19 protein-coding genes are annotated in these 21,961 nt (G+C 70.6%); 12 read left to right on the plus strand and 7 right to left on the minus strand.

All coding sequences use genetic code 11. From position 1 onward, the window contains the following. A partial coding sequence (locus I9P22_RS16080; protein ID WP_199260522.1) for an NAD(P)/FAD-dependent oxidoreductase occupies window positions 1–681 on the minus strand: 681 nt, incomplete at its 3' end. Between the two features lie 206 nt (window positions 682–887). Between I9P22_RS16080 and peaA the strand changes: the two genes are divergently transcribed. The 6 genes from peaA to I9P22_RS16110 are packed head-to-tail and all read left to right on the plus strand — an operon-like array spanning window position 888 to window position 7,674. Next, the gene (peaA, locus tag I9P22_RS16085; RefSeq protein WP_199260523.1) at window positions 888–2,423 is read left to right on the plus strand and encodes a quinohemoprotein amine dehydrogenase subunit alpha; all 1,536 of its coding nucleotides are present in this window, start codon (window positions 888–890) and stop codon (window positions 2,421–2,423) included. 4 nt (window positions 2,424–2,427) lie between these two features. Then, window positions 2,428–3,885: a quinohemoprotein amine dehydrogenase maturation protein QhpD gene (gene qhpD / locus I9P22_RS16090; protein WP_199260524.1), complete on the plus strand. Its 1,458-nt coding sequence runs from the start codon at window positions 2,428–2,430 to the stop codon at window positions 3,883–3,885. Further along, window positions 3,882–4,214: a quinohemoprotein amine dehydrogenase subunit gamma QhpC gene (qhpC, locus tag I9P22_RS16095; protein WP_028713736.1), complete on the plus strand. Its 333-nt coding sequence runs from the start codon at window positions 3,882–3,884 to the stop codon at window positions 4,212–4,214. The genes qhpD and qhpC overlap by 4 nt, the downstream gene beginning before the upstream one ends. Then, window positions 4,214–5,290 carry a quinohemoprotein amine dehydrogenase subunit beta gene (peaD, locus tag I9P22_RS16100; protein ID WP_199260525.1) on the plus strand — a complete coding sequence of 359 codons (1,077 nt, stop codon included), beginning with the start codon at window positions 4,214–4,216 and terminating at the stop codon, window positions 5,288–5,290. Before qhpC ends, peaD begins: the two co-directional genes overlap by 1 nt. 1 nt (window position 5,291) lies before the next feature. Beyond that, entirely contained in the window at window positions 5,292–5,960 is a 669-nt protein-coding gene (qhpE, locus tag I9P22_RS16105) for a subtilisin-like serine protease QhpE (RefSeq protein WP_199260526.1), read from the plus strand. Continuing rightward, window positions 5,953–7,674 carry an ABC transporter ATP-binding protein gene (locus tag I9P22_RS16110; RefSeq protein ID WP_199260527.1) on the plus strand — a complete coding sequence of 574 codons (1,722 nt, stop codon included), beginning with the start codon at window positions 5,953–5,955 and terminating at the stop codon, window positions 7,672–7,674. The genes qhpE and I9P22_RS16110 overlap by 8 nt, the downstream gene beginning before the upstream one ends. On the opposite strand, the gene qhpR is transcribed toward I9P22_RS16110, so the two are convergent. Next, entirely contained in the window at window positions 7,578–8,558 is a 981-nt protein-coding gene (qhpR, locus tag I9P22_RS16115) for an AraC-like transcriptional regulator QhpR (protein WP_199260528.1), read from the minus strand. The genes I9P22_RS16110 and qhpR overlap by 97 nt on opposite strands. Window positions 8,559–8,877: 319 nt before the next feature. On the opposite strand from qhpR, the gene I9P22_RS16120 reads away from it, so the two are divergent. Continuing rightward, window positions 8,878–10,281, plus strand: a complete 1,404-nt coding sequence (locus I9P22_RS16120) for an aldehyde dehydrogenase family protein (RefSeq protein ID WP_199260529.1) — start codon at window positions 8,878–8,880, stop codon at window positions 10,279–10,281. A 35-nt stretch (window positions 10,282–10,316) separates the two neighbouring features. Here the strand turns inward: I9P22_RS16120 and I9P22_RS16125 are convergent, their stop codons facing one another. Continuing rightward, window positions 10,317–12,464, minus strand: a complete 2,148-nt coding sequence (locus I9P22_RS16125) for a heavy metal translocating P-type ATPase (protein WP_199260530.1) — start codon at window positions 12,462–12,464, stop codon at window positions 10,317–10,319. Window positions 12,465–12,539: 75 nt separating this feature from the next. On the opposite strand from I9P22_RS16125, the gene I9P22_RS16130 reads away from it, so the two are divergent. The 5 genes from I9P22_RS16130 to I9P22_RS16150 all read left to right on the plus strand — a co-directional run bounded on the left by I9P22_RS16130 (window position 12,540) and on the right by I9P22_RS16150 (window position 16,995). Then, complete coding sequence (locus tag I9P22_RS16130; protein ID WP_199260531.1) at window positions 12,540–12,977, plus strand: MerR family transcriptional regulator; 438 nt, start codon at window positions 12,540–12,542, stop codon at window positions 12,975–12,977. Window positions 12,978–13,075: 98 nt separating this feature from the next. Next, window positions 13,076–13,570: a cell wall hydrolase gene (locus tag I9P22_RS16135; RefSeq protein WP_199260538.1), complete on the plus strand. Its 495-nt coding sequence runs from the start codon at window positions 13,076–13,078 to the stop codon at window positions 13,568–13,570. A 426-nt stretch (window positions 13,571–13,996) separates the two neighbouring features. Next, window positions 13,997–14,992, plus strand: a complete 996-nt coding sequence (locus I9P22_RS16140; RefSeq protein WP_199260532.1) for an ABC transporter substrate-binding protein — start codon at window positions 13,997–13,999, stop codon at window positions 14,990–14,992. A gap of 75 nt (window positions 14,993–15,067) precedes the next feature. Next, a complete protein-coding gene (locus I9P22_RS16145) occupies window positions 15,068–15,949 on the plus strand; it encodes an ABC transporter permease (RefSeq protein ID WP_199260533.1) in 882 nt (293 codons plus the stop codon). Further along, window positions 15,946–16,995: a quaternary amine ABC transporter ATP-binding protein gene (locus I9P22_RS16150; RefSeq protein WP_199260534.1), complete on the plus strand. Its 1,050-nt coding sequence runs from the start codon at window positions 15,946–15,948 to the stop codon at window positions 16,993–16,995. The genes I9P22_RS16145 and I9P22_RS16150 overlap by 4 nt, the downstream gene beginning before the upstream one ends. Before the next feature lie 604 nt (window positions 16,996–17,599). Here the strand turns inward: I9P22_RS16150 and I9P22_RS16155 are convergent. The 4 genes from I9P22_RS16155 to I9P22_RS16170 form a co-directional block, all read right to left on the minus strand. Next, entirely contained in the window at window positions 17,600–18,865 is a 1,266-nt protein-coding gene (locus tag I9P22_RS16155; protein WP_233253436.1) for a CAP domain-containing protein, read from the minus strand. A gap of 130 nt (window positions 18,866–18,995) precedes the next feature. Then, complete coding sequence (locus I9P22_RS16160) at window positions 18,996–20,057, minus strand: glycosyltransferase family 4 protein (RefSeq protein WP_199260535.1); 1,062 nt, start codon at window positions 20,055–20,057, stop codon at window positions 18,996–18,998. After that, window positions 20,054–21,598, minus strand: coding sequence for an ABC transporter permease (locus I9P22_RS16165; protein WP_199260536.1), 1,545 nt, complete (start codon window positions 21,596–21,598; stop codon window positions 20,054–20,056). Before I9P22_RS16165 ends, I9P22_RS16160 begins: the two co-directional genes overlap by 4 nt. Continuing rightward, window positions 21,595–21,961 (minus strand): ATP-binding cassette domain-containing protein (locus I9P22_RS16170; RefSeq protein ID WP_199260537.1); only part of this gene is annotated, 367 nt, incomplete at its 5' end. The genes I9P22_RS16170 and I9P22_RS16165, both read right to left, overlap by 4 nt.

The raw sequence follows: 21,961 nt of genomic DNA on the forward strand, positions 1-21,961 counted from the left end.
GGCCTCGTGCAGCAGCGGCGGGCCCGTCAGCGGTGCATCGGCCAGCGCGGGCTCGGCCGCGGCCATGCCGGCCCGCAGCCGGTCGGCCGGCCTGCCTTCGCCAACGGCATCCAGCATGGCCTGCACCCAGACCCGGCCGTCGGGCAGCGCCACGCGCCAAAGCCAGCCCTGAGCCAGCGCGACCAGCCGGATGCCCGGGGGCAGGGTGGCCCCGACCCAGCCGGACAGCGCCAGGGTGGCAGGTGCCTTGCCGCCTGCGGCGCGCGACCGGCGGCCCCTGGCGTCGATCACCATGGGCGCGCGCAGCCCTCCGCTGCCAAGCAGCGCCCCACCCGGTTCCGGCCGGCCGCTGCCGATCACCAGCCGGGCGCCGGCGGTTTCGGCGCAGCGGCGCAGATGCGCGTCCAGCGCCGCGCGCTCGACCACATGCTCGGCATTGCTTTCGCTGATCCCGGCCCAGTCCACCTGCCGCCGCAGCGGGCCGTAGATGCCGTCGAAGCCGTCGAGCAGGCCCTGGCCCGCCAGCCAGCGGTGCAGGCGCGGGCTGAGCCCCTCGAGCCTTGGCCGGCTGCGGGCGGAATCAACCAGCAGCACCCGCAGCCCGTCGCGCGCAGCGAGCCAGGCCGAGACCGCGCCCGCTGGCCCGCCGCCCAGCACGATCAGATCGGCATCCGCCCCCATGCGCTTTCCCTTCCGTTCGCCCGGATATCCGGCAGTCTGCGCCCGCTGCCGGCCCGCGAACCTGACATTTGCGGCCAAAGGCGGGCGGCGCGGCGATCTGCCGCGACTCTGGCCGGGAATGACAAGAATCCTGCCGCCCCCCGGCGCTTTTCTGAAGGTCAACGCAATCGGGCCACCCATCCCGACGAGCCGGAGGAAGCCGCCAGATGAAGCCACTTACCCGAACCGCGCTGGTCTCTGTCACCGCCCTTGCCGCCGCCCCGGCGCTGGCGGTGACGGGCGAGGAGGTGCTGGAGAACGCCTGCGCCGCCTGCCATGTCAGGCACGAGGACGGCCTATGGGAGCGGATCGACGCCGCGCGCAAGACGCCCGAGGGCTGGGACATGACCGTGACGCGGATGATCCGCAACCACGGCGTCGCGCTGGAACCCGATGAGCGCGCGGCCGTGGTGCGCTATCTCTCCGACACGCGCGGCCTGACCCTGGCCGAGACCGAAGAACGCCGCTACATTCTCGAACGCGAGCCGGTGGCCTTCGACGAGGGCCCAGACACGCTGATGACCCAGACCTGCGGCCGCTGCCATTCCTATGCCCGCGTGGCCCTGCAGCGCCGCACGCCCGAGGACTGGAAGCACCTGGTCAACTTTCACCTCGGCCAGTTCCCGACGCTGGAATACCAGGCGTTGGCGCGGGACCGCGACTGGTGGGGCATCGCCCAGGCCGAGATCATCCCCTTCCTCGCCAAGACCTATCCGCTGGGCGAGGCGCCGGCCGCCTTTGCCGGCGACGCCTCGGGCGATTACGTTCTGGCCGGGCGGCAGCCGGGGCGCGGCGACTATACCGGCCGGCTGGCGCTGAAGAAGGCGGGCGAGGATTACGAGGTGACCATGACCCTCGACTTCGCCGATGGCAGCCGAAGCTTTTCCGGCACCGGCCGCATCCTCGGCGCCGGCGAATGGCGGGCGACGCTGAGCGACGGCAAGGCCACCATCCGCCAAGTCCTCGCCTTTCAGGACGGCCGCTTCTCGGGCCGCTGGTATCATGCCGACAGCGACGTGATCGGCGGAAGGCTGGCGGCGGTGAAGGCGGACGGCGCGCCGCAGGTGCTGGCGGCGGCCCCCGCGCGGCTGAAGATCGGCGAGGAAACGCGGGTCCGCGTCGCGGGCACCGGCCTGGGCGATGCGTTGACCCTGCCCGAAGGCGTTACCGGCAGCGTGGAAAGCGCCGGGGACGGCGTGACGGTGCTGAAGCTGACCGCCAGCGGCGCGCCCGGCCCGGTCAGCCTGGATCTGGGCGGGCAGAAGGTCGAGCTGGTGGCCTATGACCGGCCCGACCGCATCAGCATCGTGCCCGAGCTGACCATCGCCCGCATCGGCGGCAATGGCGGCCCGATCCCCAAGGTGCCCGCGCAGTTCGAGGCGATGGGTTGGCTGAACGGTCCCGACGGCGAAGCCGGGACCGACGACGACATCGCCCTGGGCGCCTTTCCGGCCAGCTGGGCCACCGACGATTTCGACGAGGAGGCGGAAAAGATGCAGGACGCGAAATATGCCGGTTCCATTGACGATACCGGCCTGTTCACGCCCGCCGATGCCGGGCCGAACCCGGAACGGCCGATGCAGACCAACAATGCCGGCAACCTGAAGGTCATCGCCATCGTCGATGCCGGAGGCGAGCCGCTGCGGGCCGAGGCGCATCTCTACGCCACAGTCCAGCGCTTCGTCGACGCGCCGATCCGGTGACGCCATGGGAGCCCTGACCCTGATCCGCCACAATGCCCACCGCGTCGATGTCGACGGCCACGCCATGCTGATGCATGTTCCGACGACCAGCCTGTTCGAGCTCGATGGCGTGGCGCGCGACGTCTACGACCTGTTCCGCCGCTCGCCCGCCGTCGATCCCGATGTGATGCGCGCCGAACTGGGCGCGCATCACGCCCCCGACACCCTGGCCGACTGCCTGCAAAGCTTCCTGGCGCTCGACATCCTGCGCGACGCCGATGCGGCGGACACCCCGCGCCCCATCGCGAAGGTCGAGGAAATCCCGCTGTCCACGATCATCCTGAACGTGAACACCGGCTGCAACTTGGCCTGCACCTATTGCTACAAGGAAGACCTGACCACCCCCGCCAAGGGCCAGAAGATGGGCTTTCAGACGGCGCGCGCCAGTTTCGAGCTGCTGCTGAAGCAGGCCCATGCCCGCGACCGGGTGAACGTGGTGTTCTTCGGCGGCGAGCCGCTGTCGAACATGCCGCTGATCCGCGAGGTGGTGGCCTATGCCCTGCCGCGCGCGGCCGAGCTGGGCAAGACGGTCGATTTTTCGCTGACCACCAATGCCACGCTCTTGACGCCGGAACTGGTCGACTGGTTCGACGCGCATCGCTTTGCGCTGACGGTCAGCATGGACGGGCCAAAGGCGCTGCATGACGCGAACCGCAAGACGGTGGGCGGCAAGGGCACCTATGACCTGGTGGCGCGCAATGTGCGGATGCTGCTTTCGCGCTATCGCTCGCGCCCGGTCGGCGTGCGGGTGACGCTGACGCGCGGCGTGACCGACGTCATCGGCATCCACGACCACCTGAAGAACGAGCTGGGCTTTCACGAGGTCGGCTTCGGCCCGGCGACCTCGGGGCCGATCGCGGTGTTCAACCTGGACCAGGAGGCGCTGAAGCGCGCCTTCGAGGACATGAAGACCCTCGGCCGGCGCTATGTCGAGGCCGCCTGCCGGGGCGAGAACATCGGCTTTTCCAACATGCACCAACTGCTGACCGATATCGCCCAGGGCACCAAGAAGGCCGTGCCCTGCGGCGCCGGGCTGGGGATGCTCGCCGTGGACAAGGAGGGCGAACTGCACCTCTGCCACCGCTTCGTCGGTTCGAACCAGCCGACCTACGGCAATGTCGAGACCGGCATCGACATCCCCAAGCTCGCCGGCTTCATCGAGACCGCGCAGGACCGCAGCGCCTTCGGCTGCAAGACCTGCCGCATCCGCAGCATCTGCGCCGGCGGCTGCTATCACGAAAGCTATGCCCGACAAGGCGATCCCTTCGCGCCGGTCTGGCATTACTGCGACCTGATGCGGGACTGGGTCGATTTCGGCATCGAATCCTATGTCCGCATCATGCAGGCCAACCCGTCCTTCTTCCGCAGCCAATTGGAACCCCGGATCACCCGGTCCGGCCCAGCAAGGGAGGTTCTCCAATGAAGCATCTGATCCCCGCCAACGCCAAGGCGAAGGCCTTCGTCGAAGCCGAGGCCGAGGGCCGCGAGGAGGAGGTCGTGGCGATGAATTCGCTGGTCGGCTGCACCACCTCCTTCGACCCCGGCTGGGAGGTGGACGCCTTCGGCGCCGTCTCGAACCTGTGCCAGCCGATGGAGGCCGACCTGTACGGCTGCGCCGATCCCTGCTGGTGGCCGGCGCAGGTGGCCGACACGCTGAACACCTATCCGAACTGGAGCGCCGGCGCTGACGACGTCATGCAGGACTGGCGCAAGCTGCAATCGGTGTTCCCGGAAACGAAAGGCTCGTCCTGATGCGCAAATCGCTTCTGCTCCTGGCCTCCGCCGCGGCGCTGCTGGCCGGCCCGGCCGCCGCGCATGACTATATCCTGGCCCCGGCGCGGCCCAACAAGCTGGTCGTGGTCGATACCCAGACAATGGCGGTCGAGAAGGTGATCGAGATCGACGACGCCGGCCCCACGCCCATGGTGCCGATGGTCGCGCCGGGCGGCAGGATCGCCTATGCCACGGTCAACAAGTCCGAAAGCCTGGTCAAGGTCGACCTCGTGACCGGCGAGACGCTGGGCCGCATCGACCTGTCCACCCCCGAGGAACGGGTGAAAAGCCTGTTCGGCGCCGCGCTTTCCCCCGACGGCAAGACGCTGGCGATCTATGAAAGCCCGGTGAAGCTGGAACTGACGCATTTCGAGGTCCAGCCCACCCGCATCGCGCTTTACGATGCCGAGACGCTGGAACGGCGCAAGGTCTTCGAGGCGCCGCGCCAGGTCACCATGCTGGCCTGGGCCCGCGACGGCTCGAAACTCTACGGGCTGGGGCGCAACCTGCATGTCATGGATCCCGAGACCGGCACGCCGATCGAGGACAAGCCGATCCAGAGCTGGGAGGCCGAGACCTATGCCCAGCCCGACGTGCTGGCGGTCTGGAGCCAGCACGAAAGCTCGGGGGTGATGGCGGCGCCCTTCTACACCGCGCGCAAGGACATCGACCCGGCCGACCCGACAGCCTATCGCACCGGGCTGCTGACCATGGACCTGGAAACCGGCGAGATGGCGATGCGCGAGGTCCGCATCATGGACGTGTTCTATTTCTCGACCGCGGTGAACCCGGCCAAGACCCGCGCCTTCGGCGCCTATAACGTACTGGAAAGCTTCGACCTGGAAAAGAACGCCTCGATCAAGCGGGTGCCGCTGCCGCACAGCTATTATTCGGTGAACGTCTCGACCGACGGCAGCACGGTCTGGTTGGGCGGCGCGCTTGGCGACCTTGCCGCCTATGACTCCGAGACGCTGGAGAAGAAGGGCCAGGTCGACCTGCCCGGCAATGCCTCGATGTCGCTGGCCTCGGTGCGGCTGTTCACGCGAGACGAATGACATGCTGCGGGTGGGGGTGATCGACAGCGGCCCCGGTCCCGAGGACCGGGCCGAGGACGCCCGCGCCTTCATGGCCGACGGCGCGGCCATCGCGGCCGGGCCGGACCGGCTGGGCCACGGCACCGCCGTCGCCGCGATCATCCGCCGCGCCTGTCCGGGCGCGGCAATCATCCATGCGCAGGTCTTCGACGACCGGCCCGTCACCAGCGCGCTGCGCGTCGCCGCCGCGCTGCGCTGGTTCGCCGCCATGGGCGAGGCGCGGCCCGAGGTGATCTGCATGAGCCTGGGCCTGAGCGCCGACCGCGCGCCGCTGCGCCGGGCCTGCGAGGCGCTGGTCGCGGATGGCGCGGTTCTGGTCGCGGCGCATCCGGCCCGGGGCGCACCCTGCTTTCCCGCCGCATATCCCGGCGTCATCGCCGCCACCGGCGATGCGCGCTGCGGCTGGCAGGATCTGTCGCAGCTTGGTCCGGTGCTGTTCGGTGCCTGGTGCAACTCGCCCGAGCACGCCCCGCCCGGCATGGGCGGCGCCAGCCTGGGCGCGGCGCGGACCGCCGGCCATCTGGCGGCGATCATGGTTGAAACCGGCCGGCTGGACGGGCCTGCGGCCGTCGCGGCGCTGGCGGCGCGGGCGGTGCATCGCGGCCCGGAACGGAAACGCGGCCATGGATAGGCTGGCCGCCCGCCTTGCCCGGCTGATCTTCGGCCCCGATACGGCGGGCTGGCTGGCGCCGGTGATGGCGCGCGCCCTGCCCTCGGGGCTGGTGGTGCTGGCGGCCTCGCTTGCCGCGGCGGCGCTGGGGCTGGCGATGCCGATGCTGACCCGGCAGGTGATCGACGCCGGCATCATGGCGCGGGATATGGGCGCGCTGATCTTCTGGGCCGGACTGTCCTTTGCGCTCGGCCTTGGCGCGGTGGGCTTCGGGATGGCGAATTCGATGCTGCACCTGCGCGCCTCGGCCCGGATGCTGGCCGATCTGCGCGGCCGGCTGTTCGGCGCGGCGCTGGCACGCGATCCCGACCGCCCCGACCTGCCGCTGGGCGAGGCGATGGCGCGGCTGGACGGCGACTGCGCCGAGATCCAGGGTTTCGCCTTCGACACCGGCCTGGTCGCGGTCGGCGCGCTGTTCCGGCTGGCCGGCGGGCTGGGGCTGATGATCGCGCTGGACTGGCGCATGGCGATCCTGCCGCTTTTGGCCGCCCCTTTCGAGCTGTGGTTCCTGTCCCGCGCCCGGCCCCGGACCCGCGCGCTGGCCGAGGAGGTGCGCGGCCAGCGCGGCGCGCTTTCCGCGCAGATGGCCGAGACGCTGTCGGCCCGCGCCACTTTGCGCGGCCTTGGCGCGCTGGACCAGCGGGCGGCCAGCTTCGGTGCCGCGCAACAGGCGCAGATCGCCGGGCTGACCCGCCAGCGGCTCTGGTCCGAGACCGTGGGCGCCGTCAGCCAGACCATCACCGCCATCCTGCGCGGCACCATCCTGCTGATCGGCGGCTGGCAGGTAGTGCGCGGGGATTGGCAGATCGGCACGCTGGTCGCGTTCCTTGCCTATGCCGGGATGATGTCGGGGCCGCTGCGCAACCTGCTGGGCCTCTACCATGCACAGGCCCGGGCGCGGGTGGCAGCGGACCGGCTGGGCGCGGTGATCGCCTCGGCCCGCCCGGATGCGGGCGCCGAGCCGCCGGCAGTCCGGCTGGCCATCGCCCTGCGCACGGCCAGGGCCGAGGGCGCCGCGCATCATCCGGTGAGCGCCGTGATCCCGCCGGGCCAGCGGGTGCTGCTGGACGGACCGTCGGGGATCGGCAAGTCGCGGCTGATGGCCGTGCTGACCCGCGACGCGCCGCTGGCCGAGGGATCGGCCCGGCTTGCCGGTGCCGAGGTCGCGCATCTGCGCCCCTTGCGGCTTGCCGCGCGCATCACCCACCTGGCGCAGCGCCCGGCGATCCTGCGCGGCACGCTGGCCGAGAACCTGCGCCTTGCCGCGCCGGATGCGGCGGATGCCGCGCTTTGGCAGGCGCTGGAGGCCGCCGACCTGGCCGGATGGGCGCGGGCGGAGACCGGGCTTGCCACGACGGTCAGCGAAACCGGCGCCAATCTGTCGGGCGGGCTGCGCCAGCGCATTGCCATCGCCCGCGCACTGCTGCGCCCGGCCGAGGTGCTGATCTTCGACGAGGCCTTCTCGGAGATCGACGATGCCGCCTGCCGGCACATCCTGGCCGCCATCGAGGCGCGGTGCGCCGATGCCACGCGCATCTTCATCGCCCATAGCGGCCCGGCGCGCGAGGGGCGCTTCGATCAGCGGATCACGCTGACCTCCTCGGCGCCCATCTTCCTCAGCTCGCGCGGCGAGGCGCCATACCAGCGCGAGAAGGCCCGCGAAAAGGCGGTCTGATCGGAATAGCCCAGAAGCAGCGCGATTTCGCCGAACAGCCGGTCGCTGCGCACCAGCAGCGCGAAACCGTGGGCGCGGCGGCATTCCTCGAGGATCGCGTGGAAGGGCTGGCCCTCGATGGCCAGCGCCCGGCGCAGCGAACGCTCGGACATGCCGAGCTGCGCGGCGATATGGCCCTGGTTGACCAGCCCGCGCTCCATCTGCGCCAGAATCAGCTCGTGCACCCGCTGTGAGACCGGGGTCTGCCGGCGCAGCTCGGTCAGCGCCTCGTCCAGCCGTTTCGACAGCACCATGGCATCGCCCCCGGCCTCGGCGCGCAGCGTGTTGGCCAGCACGCGCGCGGAAAACACGATGCGGTTCTCGTCCTGGCCGAAGCGCGGCGTGCGGCCCAGATGATGCGCCAGGACCCGCAGGTCGCGATCCGGCTGATGCTCGAAGCACAGGTCCTGGATCGCGCTGTTCGGCACGGCGTAGCGGTCGCAGATGCCGCGGATCAGCCCCAGCGTCAGCTCGGCATCCGCCCGCCGCGGCCATATCCGCGGGTCGAGCACCCGGTAGCAGACATGCGCCTCGTCGCCGATCACCTCAAGCGAGATCCGGCTGTTCGATTGCAGCACCGGAAAGCCGCGCGCGAAGATCCGCAGCGCCTCGCCCAGCGTGCGGCGCGGGGCGACGGCATCGCCCAGGATGCCGATGGCGGAAAGCTCCATCGCCTCGCCCGAGCGCCAGGAGCGCAGGCCGTCGCTGCTGGCGGCGCGCTCCTGCTCGAGATGGTTGACGAAGGTCTGCAGGGGCATCGCCGGCGTCGGGGCTGCCGGGGCGCCGTCCGCCTCGGACCCGATCAGCATGAATGCGATGGCTCCGCGAATCCATGACCCTTGCATGGCATTTCCCGTGGCTGCGCCGGGTGGCCGCTGTCTCGCGCCTTGCCCCGGCTATTTCCCTGTTGCGACAAAGTGTAGCATATTCGCCGGACGATCCCCAAGAATCCCGCCCCGCGCGCTCCTTGGGACGGGGCTTGCGAAAAACCGTTACAAATCCGCTGCTTTCACGGATCATGCCACAAAATCAGGCAGTTGCGGATTTGACATTTCCGGCCAGATTTCCGCCCGCATTCTTCCGGCGCCGCGAATTGGCCGGATATGGCAAGAATCGGCCCGGCTTCTGCCCCAGACTTGCCCGACGCTTTTGGGGAGGGATGAAATGACGGAATACCAATTGCTGATCGACGGCCAGCTGGTCGCGGGCGACATGACCATGGAGGTCGTGAACCCGGCCAACGAACAGCTGCTGGCCGAAGCCCCCCGTGCCTCGGCGGCGCAGCTCGACGCGGCGGTGGCGGCGGCCAAGGCTGCCTTCCCGGCCTGGGCCTCCCGCCCGATCGAGGAGCGCCGCGCGCTGATCCTGCAGATCGCCGACGCGCTCGAGGCGCGGGCCGAGGCATTTGCCCGGCTGCTGACGCAGGAACAGGGCAAGCCGCTGCCCGAGGCGCAGGCCGAGATCCTTTATACCTGCGCCTTCATCCGCCATCTGGCGAGCTATGACCTGCCGGTGAAGGTGATCGAGGACAGCGACAGCCGGCTGGTGCGGCAGTTCCGCAAGCCGCTGGGCGTGGTCGGCGCGATCATTCCCTGGAACTTCCCGGTGCTGATCGTGGCCTTCAAGCTGCCGCTGGCGCTGCTGGCCGGCAATACCATGGTGGTCAAGCCCGCCCCGACCACGCCGCTGACCACGCTGCGCCTGGGCGAGATCATCGCCGGCATCCTGCCGCCGGGCGTGGTCAACATCGTCACCGACCAGAACGACCTGGGCGCGGCGCTGACCGCGCATCCCGATGTCGCCAAGATCTCGTTCACCGGCTCGACCGCGACCGGGCAGAAGATCATGGCCAGCGCCGCATCCACCATCAAGCGGCTGACGCTGGAGCTGGGCGGCAACGACGCGGCCATCGTGCTGCCGGGCGCTGACCCCGCCAAAGTGGCGCCGGGCCTGTTCGCCGGCGCCTTCATGAATGCCGGGCAGGTCTGCCTGGCGATCAAGCGCGCCTATGTGCACGATTCGATCTATGAGGAAGTCTGCGCCCGCCTGGCCGAGCTGGCCGAGGCCGCCGTGGTCGGCGACGGCTTGCAGCAGGGCACCACCATCGGCCCGCTGCAGAACCGCATGCAGTTCGAGAAGGTCAAGGGCTTCCTCGATTCCGCCCGCGCCGATGGCCGCATCATTGCTGGCGGCGAGATCGCCGAGGGGCCGGGCTATTTCATCCGCCCGACCATCGTCGCCGATGTCAAGGACGGCGACCGGATCGTGGACGAGGAACAGTTCGGCCCGATCCTGCCGGTGATCCGCTTTCAGGACGTGGAATCGGCACTGGCCAGCGCCAACGGGCTGGATCTGGGCCTTGGCGGCTCGGTCTGGGGCGAGGATCGCGACCTGGCCCGCCAGGTGGCCGAGCGCATGGAAAGCGGCACGGTCTGGATCAACAAGCACCTGGATTTCGGGCCCAACATGCCTTTCGGGGGTGCCAAGCAATCCGGTCTCGGCGTCGAATTCGCCGAGGAGGGGCTGCATGAATTCACCCAGATCCGCATCGTGAACGAGGCGCGCTGAGCGCCGGCGGGGCGGCCTCAGCGCGCGCGCCCCGTCTATTCCCGCGTCGGGTCCAGCCGCAGCAGGCGCAGCGCGTTCAGCGTCACCAGCACCGTGGCGCCGGTATCGGCCAGGATGGCGATCCACAACCCGGTGATCCCCAGGACCGAGGTGACCAGGAACACGGCCTTCAGCCCCAGCGCAATGGCGACGTTCTGGCGGATATTCGCCATGGTGGCACGGGCCAGCCGGATCAGCGCGGCGATGTCAGTCACCCGGTCGCGCAGGATCGCCGCGTCGGCTGTCTCCAGCGCCACGTCGGTGCCCGAGCCCATCGCCACGCCGATGCTGGCCTGTTTCAGCGCCGGGGCGTCGTTGATGCCGTCGCCCACCATCATCACCCCGCCCCGGGCAGCCAGGTCGCGGATCGCGGCCAGCTTGTCCTCGGGTAACATGCCGGCGCGCCAATCGGTGCCCAGGGGGCCGGCGATGGCGGCGGCGCTGCGCGGGTTGTCCCCGGTCAGGATCACCGGCGCGATGTCCAGCGCGCGGATCTGCCGGATCGCCTCGGCCGCATCGGCCCGCGGTTCGTCGCGCAGGGCGATCAGGCCAAGCGCCTGCCGGTCGTAAAGCACCGCGACGGTTTGGCCCTGTTCCTCGAGCGCTTCGATGCGGGCGGATGCCGCGGCGTCCAGCATCCCCGCCGCCGCGGCATGGCCGGGGCTGGCGACGGTCAGCCGCCGCCCGGCAACCACGGCCTCGACGCCCTTGCCCGGGATGACGCGTGCCTGGCTGGCTTGGGGCAGGGGCAGGGTTTCGGCCCGCCGCAGGATCGCCTGCGCCAGCGGATGGCTCGAGGCGCTTTCGACCGCGGCGGCCAGCGCCAGCACCTCCTCCTTCTCGGTCGTGGCCAGGGCCAGGATGCCGGTCACCTCGGGGCGGCCGACGGTCAGCGTGCCGGTCTTGTCGAAGGCAAGGCTCCGCACCCCTGCCGCCGCCTCCAGCGCCGCGCCGCCCTTCAGCAGCAGGCCGCGCCGCGCGCCGCTGGACAGCGCCGAGGCGATGGCCGCGGGCACCGAGATCACCAGCGCGCAGGGGCAGCCGATCAGCAGAAGCGCGAGGCCGCGATAGATCCAGGTGCCCCATGGCGCGCCGGCCAGAAGCGGCGGCAGCAGCATGACCAGCACCGCCAGCAGCACCACCGCGGGCATGTACCAGCGGCTGAAGCGGTCGATGAAGCGTTCGGTGGGCGCGCGGGCTTCCTCGGCTTCCTCGACCAGCCGGATGATGCGGGCGATGGTGTTGTCGGCGCCGGCGCGAGTCACGCGGATGCGCAGCGCCGCCTCGGCATTGACGGTGCCGGCAAGGACCGGATCGCCCGGGCCGCGGGTGACAGGCAGGCTTTCGCCGGTCACCGGGCTTTCGTCGATGCCGCCCAGGCCCTCGACGATCTCGCCATCGGCGGGAATGCGCGCCCCGGGCCGCACCAGCACCGGATCACCGGGGCGCAGCCGGCCGGCGGGGATCTCGCGCAGGCGCTCGCCCTCGATCAGCAGGGCGGTCTGCGGCACCAGCCGGGCCAGCGCCCGGATGCCGTCGCGGGCGCGGTTGGCGGCGAAACCCTCCAGAAGCTCGCCCAGGGCGAACAGGAAGACCACCAGCGCCGCCTCCTCGGCCGCGCCGATGGCCAGGGCGCCGATGGCGGCGATGGTCATCAGCCCCTCGATGGTGAAGGGCTGGCCCATGCGCAGGGCCTGCGCCGCCCGCCAGGCCACCGGCGCCGTGCCGATCAGGCAGGCCAGCGCAAAGGCCCATTGCCCGGCCGGCGCCGGCCCCCACAGCGTGACCGCCCAGGCCAGGGCCAGCAGCGCGCCGGTGCCAAGAACCAGCCGGCCCTTGGCGGTCTGGTGCCAGCGCCGCGCCGGTTCCGGCCGGGCGGGGGCATGATCGCCGCCGCAACAGGGGTCGCGGGCCGGAAGCGCGGCCTCGGCCGGGGCGGCGATGCCATAGCCCAGCCGGCGCACCACGGCCTCGATGTCCTGCGCCCTGGTCGGCCCGGGCTGCAGGGTCAGCGACAGCCGCCCGGCCATCAGGCCGACATTGACCTGCTCGACCCCTTCGAGCCGGGCCACGGCATCGGTCAGCTTGTGCGCGCAGCCGCCGCAATCCATCCCGGTCACCCGCCATTCCAGCCGTTCCGCCATCGCCTTTTCCTTCGATTGCCTTCCTCGATTCGGGACGATAGGATCTCTAGTCGCTATAGCTTCAAGGGTCATTTCATGCTGAGCATCGGAAAACTGAGCCGGGCGACCGGGGTGAAGGTGCCGACCATCCGCTATTACGAACAGATCGGCCTGTTGCCCGAGGCCGAGCGCAGCAGCGGCAATCAGCGGCTTTACGGGCGCCGCACGCAGGAACGGCTGGCCTTCATCCGTCACGCCCGCGAACTGGGCTTCGCGCTGGAGGATATCCGCGAATTGCTGGCGCTGGCGGACGATCCCGAACGGTCCTGCGCCGCTGCCGACCGCATCGCCGGGCGGCAGCTTGCCGCCGTGAACGCTCGCCTGCGCCGGCTCGAGGCGCTGCGCGACGAGTTGGAGCGGATGCTGGCGCATTGCTCCTCGGGGCGGATCGCCGATTGCCGGGTGATCGAGGTGCTGGGCAACCACGCGCTTTGCGGCCATGAACACGCCACGGGCGACGATCTGAGCGCATGAAGGCCGGGGGGCAGGGCAGGGTTGATGCGGCGCGGCGGCTGCTGCTATCCTGCCGGCAAACGACAATAACATGCCATGCAAGGCAGGATGGGCAGATGATGACGATCCCGAAATGGCGCGCCGGCGCGCTTCTGGCCGCGGCGCTGCTGATCCTGGCCGGCTGTTCCTTCCGCCGGCACAGCGAGCTGGAATGCATGGAGCGGGCGATGTATTTCGAGGCCAACCGCTCGAGCCGCGACGGGCTGGTGGCGGTCGGCAGCGTGGTGATGAACCGGGTCCGCTCGGACCAGTTCCCGAACACGGTCTGCGGCGTCGTGGGCCAGAAGGGGCAATTCGCGCCGGGAGTGATGACGCGGCGCATGGACAGGGTGCCGCCCCAGGTCCGCGAGGCCGCCCGCTCGGTGCTGCGCGGCGAGCGCCACCCGCTGATCGGCAATGCCATGTTCTTCCACGCCGCCGGGCACCGCTTCCCCTATGACAACATGCACTATGTCCTGGTTGCGGGCGGCAATGCCTTCTACGAGAAGCGCAAGAGCCACCTGGTGACGCAGCCCATCCCGCCGCGGCCCATCGAGGGGTTGACCGGCCGATAGGGCTGGGGGCGGCCGACCGCCCGGCTGGTTCCCGGCGGATGGCCCTGGCGCTGTTCCACCCTATCTCCACCCGTCCCGGCGCCGCCCTTCCAATCGCCGCCCTTCCGCTGCCGTTTTCGGCCCGTCCCGGCATGGCGGATCCCCCTGCGCCAAGGCGCCGCGGCCCGACGTTTTCCACCGCGATCCGGCCCCGGCGCGCGTCCCGCCGGGCGCCGCCCCGAACCCGCCGACCGGCCAAATGCCGGCAAGCATTTGAACTTTTCCGGCAAGCCTGTATAATGGCGCCCTCGAAATCGGGGCCTCGCCCCGTTCCTTGCAACAGGGTCGCGACAGACCCGCGGAAGTGGCCAGCGCCCGGCGCCGGTCGGTTTCGCCCCCCTTGCGCCGCCTTGCGCCGGCGCGCTGACAATCCGGAGATATCGTTTGATGGGCAGATTTCTTGCTTCGACCTCGCTTGCCTTTTTCGCACTGGCCGTTCCCGCCCTGGCGGCAGAGGAGGAATGCGGCAGCATCACCGTGGCCGAGATGAACTGGGCCTCGGCCGGGCTGGCGGCCTGGGTCGACAAGATCATCCTCGAGGAAGGCTATGGCTGCGACGTGGCGCTGGTGGTGGGCGATACCATGCCGACCTTTGCCTCGATGAACGAGAAGGCCGAGCCGGACATGGCGCCCGAGCTTTGGGTCAATGCCGTCAAGGAGCCGCTGGACAAGGCGGTGGCCGAGGGGCGCATCGTCATCGCCTCGAAGATCCTGTCGGACGGTGGCGTCGAGGGCATCTGGGTGCCGACCTGGCTGGCCGAGGAGCACAACATCCGCACGCTCGAGGACGCGCTGGCGCATCCCGAGCTGTTCCCCGGCGCCGAGGATGACAGCAAGGGCGCCTGGTTCGGCTGTCCCTCGGGCTGGGCCTGCCAGGCCATCAACCGCAACCAGTTCGTGGGGTCGGGCGCCGAGGAGAAGGGCTTCGAACTGGTCGATTCCGGCTCGGCCGCGGCGCTGGACGGCTCGATCGCCCGGGCCTTCAACCGCAAGGAGGGCTGGCTGGGCTATTACTGGGCGCCCACCGCCATCCTGGGCCAGTACGACATGACCCGGCTGGACCTTCAGGCCGAGTTCGACCGCGAGCGCTGGGATGAGTGCATGGTCAAGCCCGATTGTGCCGATCCGCAGGTGACGGAATGGCCGGTCTCGGACGTCTATACCGCCGTGACGAAGGAATTCGCCGACAAGGCCGGCGTGGCCATGGATTACGTCAAGACCCGCGCCTGGAGCAACGAGACCGTGAACACCATGCTGGCCTGGATGGTCGAGAACCAGGCCAGCAACGAGGACGCCGCCTATGAATTCCTCGAGACCCGCGAGGATGTCTGGGGCAAGTGGGTTCCCGCCGAGGTGGCCGAGAAGGTCAAGGCCGCGCTGTAAGCCGCGCTCTCGCGCCTGACGGGCAAGGTCGCGGGTCGCGGCCTTGCCCATTTCCGTTTCCAAAGGACGAAAGACATGGACCTGATCCGCTTCCCGGAAATGAGCCGCGGGAACCTGCGCGCCCTGCGCCAGACCGTCGACGGCGCCTTTCGCGACTTCACCCGCGCCTGGGGCGACACGCTGGAAGCCGCCTTCGCGCCGCTGCAGGATCTGCTGACCTTCATCGAGAACCTGCTGATCCGCTCGCCCTGGCTGGCGGTGCTGGCGGTGCTGGCGGCGGCGATCTGGCTGGCCAGCCGCAGCTGGAAGATCGCGCTGGGTTCGGTGCTGGCGCTGCTGGTGGTCGGCTATTTCGGCATGTGGGAGGACACGATGCGCACCATCGCCATGGTTGCGGTCTGCACCCTCGTCGCCGTGGTGCTGGGCATTCCCGTCGGCATCCTGATGGCGCAGTCGAACCGCATGAACGGGCTGGTGACGCCGATCCTGGACATGATGCAGACCATGCCCAGCTTCGTCTACCTGATCCCGGTGGTGATGATCTTCGGCCTGGGCAAGGTGCCGGGGGTGATCGCGGTGGTGATCTATGCCATCCCGCCGGTGATCCGGCTGACCAACCTGGGCATCCGGCAGGTGGCGCCCGACGTGCTGGAGGCGGCCGAGGCCTTCGGCTCGTCCAGCTGGCAGAAGCTGCGCGAGGTGCAGCTGCCGCTGGCCCTGCCGACGATCATGGCCGGGGTGAACCAGACCATCATGATGAGCCTGGCCATGGTGGTGGTCGCCTCGATGATCGGGGTGCGTGGCCTGGGCCAGCCGGTGCTGCAGGCGATCAACCAGCAATATTTCACCATGGGGGTGATGAACGGCCTGGCCATCGTCGCCATCGCCATCATCATGGACCGCACCACGCAAGCCTATGGCAAGCGGCTGCAAAAGCACGCGGAGGCCGGCAAATGACCCAGGCGGGCAAGCACGACATCGAGATCCGCGACCTTTACAAGATCTTCGGCCCCGAGGCCGCGCGCCATGTCGAGGCGGTCAAGGCCGGGCTGGGCAAGGCCGAGCTGAACGACCGCCACAACCACGTCCTGGGCCTTCAGGACATCAACCTGACCATCCCCCATGGCCGGATCACCGTGATCATGGGGCTGTCGGGTTCCGGCAAGTCGACGCTGATCCGCCATATCAACGGGCTGATCCGGCCGACGGCGGGGCAGGTGCTGTATGACGGGCAGGACGTGGTGACGATGACGCCGGCACAGCTGCGCGATTTCCGCCGGCAGAAGACGGCGATGGTGTTCCAGAAATTCGCGCTGCTGCCGCATCGCACGGTGCTGCGCAATGCCGCCTATGGGCTGACCGTCCGCGGCGTCGCCGAGGCCGAGGACCGCGCCCGGCACTGGATCGGCCGCGTCGGCCTGCAGGGATACGAGGATTATTATCCCCGCCAGCTCTCCGGCGGCATGCAGCAGCGCGTCGGGCTGGCGCGGGCGCTGACCAACGATGCCGAGATCCTGCTGATGGACGAGGCCTTCTCGGCGCTGGACCCGCTGATCCGCATGGACATGCAGGCGATCCTGCTGGAACTGCAGCAGGAATTGCGCAAGACCATCATCTTCATCACCCATGACCTCGACGAGGCGCTGCGGCTGGGCGACAAGATCGCCATCCTGCGCGACGGTGCCATGGAGCAGGTCGGCACCGGCCAGGACATCGTGCTGCGCCCGGCCAACGACTATGTCGCCGAATTCGTGCGCGAGGTGAATCGCGGCCGCATCATCGAGGCGCGGACCATCGCCGCGCCCGCTGTCCAAGGGGCGGAACTGCCCGGCTTCACGGTCAAGGCGCGGTCGAAGCTGGACCTGGTCGCGCGGCGCATGACCAGGGCCGGCGTCTCCGAGGCGCAGATCCGCGACGCGGATGGCGGGCTGGTCGGGACCATCGACCTGCCGGCGATCCTGGACGCCATGGTCAACCCGGCCGACGCCGCCAGCGAGGATTGAGCGCGGGCTGGCCGGCCTCGGGCCGGGTGCGGCGGTCACGGCCGGCTGCGCAAGGCCCGCGCGCAGCCGATCCACCATGCGGGTGCAGTGCGTACCGTCGAAGCCACGCCTCCATCGTCCTGCGCGACGGCCAGCGGGCGGGTGCGGATCATGCCGCCCGGCCGTTCTTCTGCGCTGCGACGTCTGCCTTTCGGGATCTGCGCCCTGGCGCGATCCTGTGTCTTGGCAGGGGACCGGGGATGGGTGTCATGCTGACCGACCGCGATGGCTCGGGGTGCAGATCCCCCCGGTCCCGACGCCTGACCTGACCGCTGATCGGGCTCTGCGATGAATCGCTGTCAGGGTGAGGACGGCGGGGGAAGGCTGCCCGGTGCGCGATGGAACGGGGGGGAGGCACATGAAGATACCTCTCGGGCCCGATGTGGCGAAGGAAGGGCATCGGGCCTGCGCCATGCCGGCGGCGGCCAGCGGAACCAGCATAACGGGGCGGCGATGCGCATGTCTTGCCCTTTCCGATCCGAGCCCGCTTGTCGGGCCCATGCCGGATTGGATGCGGCATCGGGGAAAAGTTCCCGGCCATCCGGGCTTTTCTGCGGGCCGCCGGTCAGATCGCGAAGATGTCGTCCGCCAGCCCGGCGACGGTCAGGCCCTGGCCGTTGACGACGATCCGGTCGCCGTCGCCGAAGTCGATGACCACGCCGGTCGCGGTCTTGCGCATGTGATCGCGGATGAAGGCGGCCGGGTTCGCATCCAGCAGCGCATCCTCGATCAGCAGCCGGTCGATGCCGCGCTGGTAGCCGTTGATCGTATCGGCGCCGTGGCCGTCCTGGAACACGAAGGCATCCGCCCCGGCGCCGCCGTTCAGCAGGTCGTTGCCATAGCCGCCATGCAGCGTGTCGCTGCCGTCGCCGCCCAGCAGCCGGTCGTTGCCGACCTCGCCGCGCAGCCAGTCATGGCCGGCGCCGCCGTCCAGCAGGTCGGCGCCCAGCCCGCCCAGGATGCTGTCCTGGCCGGTGCCGCCGCGCAGCTGGTCGTTGCCGACCTCGCCCCGCAGCTGGTCGTTGCCGTCGGCGCCGGCCAGGGTGTCGTTGCCGTTCCCGCCCTGCAACGTGTCGCGGCCCAACCCGCCAAACAGCGAATCGAAGCCGTCGCCGCCCAGGATGCGGTCATTGCCGGCCGCGCCGTTCAGCGTGTCGTGGCCGCCCTTGCCGTCCATCCAGTCGTTGCCGTTTCCGGCCATGGCCGCGTCGTTCTTGGCCGTCAGCCGGTAATCGTCGTTGCGCGGCGTGTTCTGCGCCGGGCCGGGAGCAACGAAGACCTGACCGTTGAAGGTCTCAAGCCAGCTGGCGCGGCTTTGCATCGACAGGTCGGCGCCCGGATTGGCGACCCGCATGAAGGTGCCGGTATCGACGCGCACCTGTCCGTCGGTGTCGGCGAAGTTCTGCGTCGCCATCAGCACCTTGTACTGGCGGCCGTCCACCTCGAGATAGCCGACCTCGAGCCCGATGCCGACGAAGGCCGCGTCGCTCAGGATGTTGGCGCGGTGGCCGGGGCTGTTCATCAGGTTCTGGTGCAGCTGCCGGATCTCGTCGCGCAGGTCGGATTCGCCCTGGATGCTGACATAGGCGATGTTCTCGGCGGTCATCCAGTTCCCGGCCAGGTCGAAGCCCGCCGCCTCCATCCGCTCGCGCGAGGACGAGCCGCCCTGGCCGGTATGCGAGAACACGTCGGTGTTCAGCATCCAGCGGCTGTGGCCCTCGGCCGAATCGTTCAGGCGCTTTTCCAGCGCCAGGGCCGGCAGGCCCTCGGCCCGGCGCGACTGGTTGAGCAGGCTGGCGAAATAGCGCTCGTTCGCGGATGCAAAGGACATGGCGGAACCTTGGGTGAAACGGTGGCCGGGGTTGCAACCTTATCGTGTTTTGCGGCCGCGCCCACCCTTGGCTCCGGGCCGGGTGCGGCAATCCGCCCATTGCCTTGCGCGGCTCGGCGGCATCCTGCCTTCAACGCCCGGCGAGATCCTGCAGCACGCGGCTGGCGACGGCCGCGGTTTCTGGCCAGCCGGGCAGGGCGGCGCCGGCCCGGGCCGCCGCATCGCGCATCCGCGTCCGCAGCGTTTCGTCGTCCAGCAGCCGGCGCAGCGCAGCGGCGAAGGCCGGCGCATCCTCGGGTGGCACCAGCAGACCGGCGGCGGCGGGCACGGTGTCGGGGACGGCGCCGGTCGCGCAGCTGACGATCGGCAGGCCATGCGCCAAGGCCTCGTCGAAGACCAGGCCATGACCCTCGTATCGCGTCGCCAGCGCGAAGATCGCGGCGCTTGCGTAAAGCCGCTCCAGCCGCCCGGCATCGACGCGGCCCGCCAGCGTGACCCGGTCCGCGACCGGGCTTTCGGCCAGCTGCCGGGCCAGCGCGGCGGCATGGGTCCGGTCCCAGGGATTGCCGACGATCACCGCCTGCCAGTCCAGATCGGCCAGTTCCGCCAGCGCGGTCAGCAGCAGGTCGTGGCCCTTGCGCGGATGCAGGATGCCGACCGACAGGATCAGCGGCGAGCTGGCCGGCGAGCTGGCCGGCGACGGGGCAAGCCGCGCCGGATCCACCCCCGGCCGGGCGATGGTGATGCGGCAGGCGGGCACGCCGTAGCGGTCGGTCAGCATGGCGCGGGCATGGCGGCTGGGGACCAGCACATGCCGGGCCAGCTGCAGGTTGTCGCGCTCGGTCCGGTAGAGATGCGCGCGCCGCGCCGGGTCCAGGCCGGTCTCCATCGCCAGCGGGTGGTGAATCATCGCCACGACGGGCGCGCGGACCCGGGCGAGACCGGCCGTGTCGATGGCGCCGAAGACCAGCCCGTCGATGATCAGCGGCCGGTCCTCGGCCGCCAGCGCCGCCACGGCCGCCGCCATCTCGGCCGGCGTCGGGGCGGGGAAGCTGGCGGGCAGCTGCAGGTGACGCATGTCGTGGCCTAGGGCGCGCAGCCCCTCCAGCAGGCGGCGTTCATAGATATAGCCGCCGGTCAGCGTGGCGATGTCGCCGGGGATGGCGAAGGCGGCGTCGCAGGGTCGGGTCATGGGCGCACCTGTTCGGGGGCGTAGCGGGCCAGCACCCGGCGCTCGGCCGCGCCGACACCAGCATGGCCCAGCCAGGACAGCGCCGTCACCAGCACCACCGCGGACCAGAGCATGTCGTAATCCGAGACCGAGGCCGACAGCGCCATCAGCCCGCCAATGCCGCCGCCGGTCGCCAGCCATTCGACCACGGTGACGGCCAGCACCGCCGCCGGCACGCTCATCCGGGCCGAGGCGAAAAGCGCGGGCAGCATGGCCGGGATGCGGACATGGATCATCTGCCGCCAGCGGCCGGCGGCATAGCTGCGGAACACGTCGAGGATCTGGCCGGGCGCTTGCCGCAGCCCGTGCTGGCAGGCGACGAAGGTCGGGAAGAACACCATGACCGCGACCAGCACCACCACCCCCGCCGCGCCGCGCCCGACCAGCAGCACGATCAGCGGCGCCGTGGTCACGATCGGGATGGCGCGCAAAGCGATGGCTACCGGCGTGAGCAGCGCCGAAAGCGCCGGCAGCAGCGCCAGCAGGACGGCGAGCCCCGCCCCTGCCGCCAGCCCCGCCGCATAGCCCGGCAGCACATGCGCGCCGGTCTGTGCTAGCGCCTGCGCCAGGGCCTGCCGGGTCTGGGCGGCATCCGGCGCCCAGGCCAGCGCCGCCAGCACGTCGCCCGGCCGCTTGGCGAAGAACGGGCTGAGCCCGGCCAGCCGCAACGCCGCCCACCACCCGCCAAGCACCGCCGCGATCACAGCCAGCGCCGAGGCCAACGCCGCGCGTCGCGAGCCGGGCGCGGCACCCGGCGGGGCCAGCAGCACGGGCGGCGACTCGTCCAGAAAGCGGCGGGCCAAGGCGCCGATCAGCGCATAGGCGGCGACCGCGATGGCCGCGGAGAGTGCCGCGATGCTCCAGAGCGCGGGAACGTCCAGCGCGCGGGTGAAGCGGATGGTCAGCACGCCCAGGCCGCGCTCGGCCCCGGTGAACTCGCCCACCAGCGCGCCGAGGAAGGCGGCGGGGGCCGAGATCTGCAGGCCGGCGACCAGATAGGGCAGGGCGGCGCGCAGCCGGACATGCCGCAGCTCGGCCATGCGGCCGCGGCCATAGACGCGGATCAGGTCCAGCCAGGCGGCGGGTACGGCGCGCAGGCCGGCCAGCAGCGGGATCAGCGTGGTGTAATAGACCGCCAGCGCCGCCAGCGCGATCTGCGGCCCTTCGCCCGGTCCCATCATCACCCGCAGGATCGGCCCGGTCGCCACCAGCGGCAGGCAGAAGACCACCAGCGCCAGGCCCGAGACCAGCCCGGTCAGCCGCGGCCAGAGCAGCGCCAGACCGGCCAGCGCCACGGCGGCCAGGTTGCCCAGCAGGAAGCCCGCCGCCGCATTGGCCCCGGTGACGGCCAGCGCCCGCGACAGCAGCCCGGCATGGGCGGCGGTCCATTGCGCGACCTCGGCCGGGCCGGCGATCAGGTAGCGGCCCGAGAGGGCCGGCGCCGCGGCCTGCCACAGGGCAAGCAGCAGGACCGCCCCGGCCAGCGCGTTCCGCATGCTCATGCCGCGCCGGCGGGGGCGGAGAGCGCTGCCCGCGCCGCGGCCTCGATGCGGTGGAAGGCGGGGCTGTCGGCCAGTCCGGGGCGGCGCGGATGCGGCAGCGGCACGGCGATGTCGGCGATGATGCGCGCCGGGCGGGGCGACAGGACCAGGATGCGGTCGGCAAGCCGCACCGCCTCGGCCAGCGAATGGGTGACCAGCAGCGCCGTGGTGCCCTGCGCCTGCCAGAGCGGCGGCAGGTCCAGCGCCAGCTGGCGCCGGGTCAGTTCGTCCACCGCGCCGAAGGGCTCGTCCAGCAGCAGCACCTGCGGCGCGGTGGCCAGCGCCCGGGCGATGGCGGCGCGCTGGCGCATGCCGCCCGACAGC

It is taken from the genome of Paracoccus binzhouensis (genome assembly GCF_016446475.1).
In the GTDB taxonomy this organism is placed as follows: Bacteria; Pseudomonadota; Alphaproteobacteria; order Rhodobacterales; family Rhodobacteraceae; genus Paracoccus; species Paracoccus binzhouensis.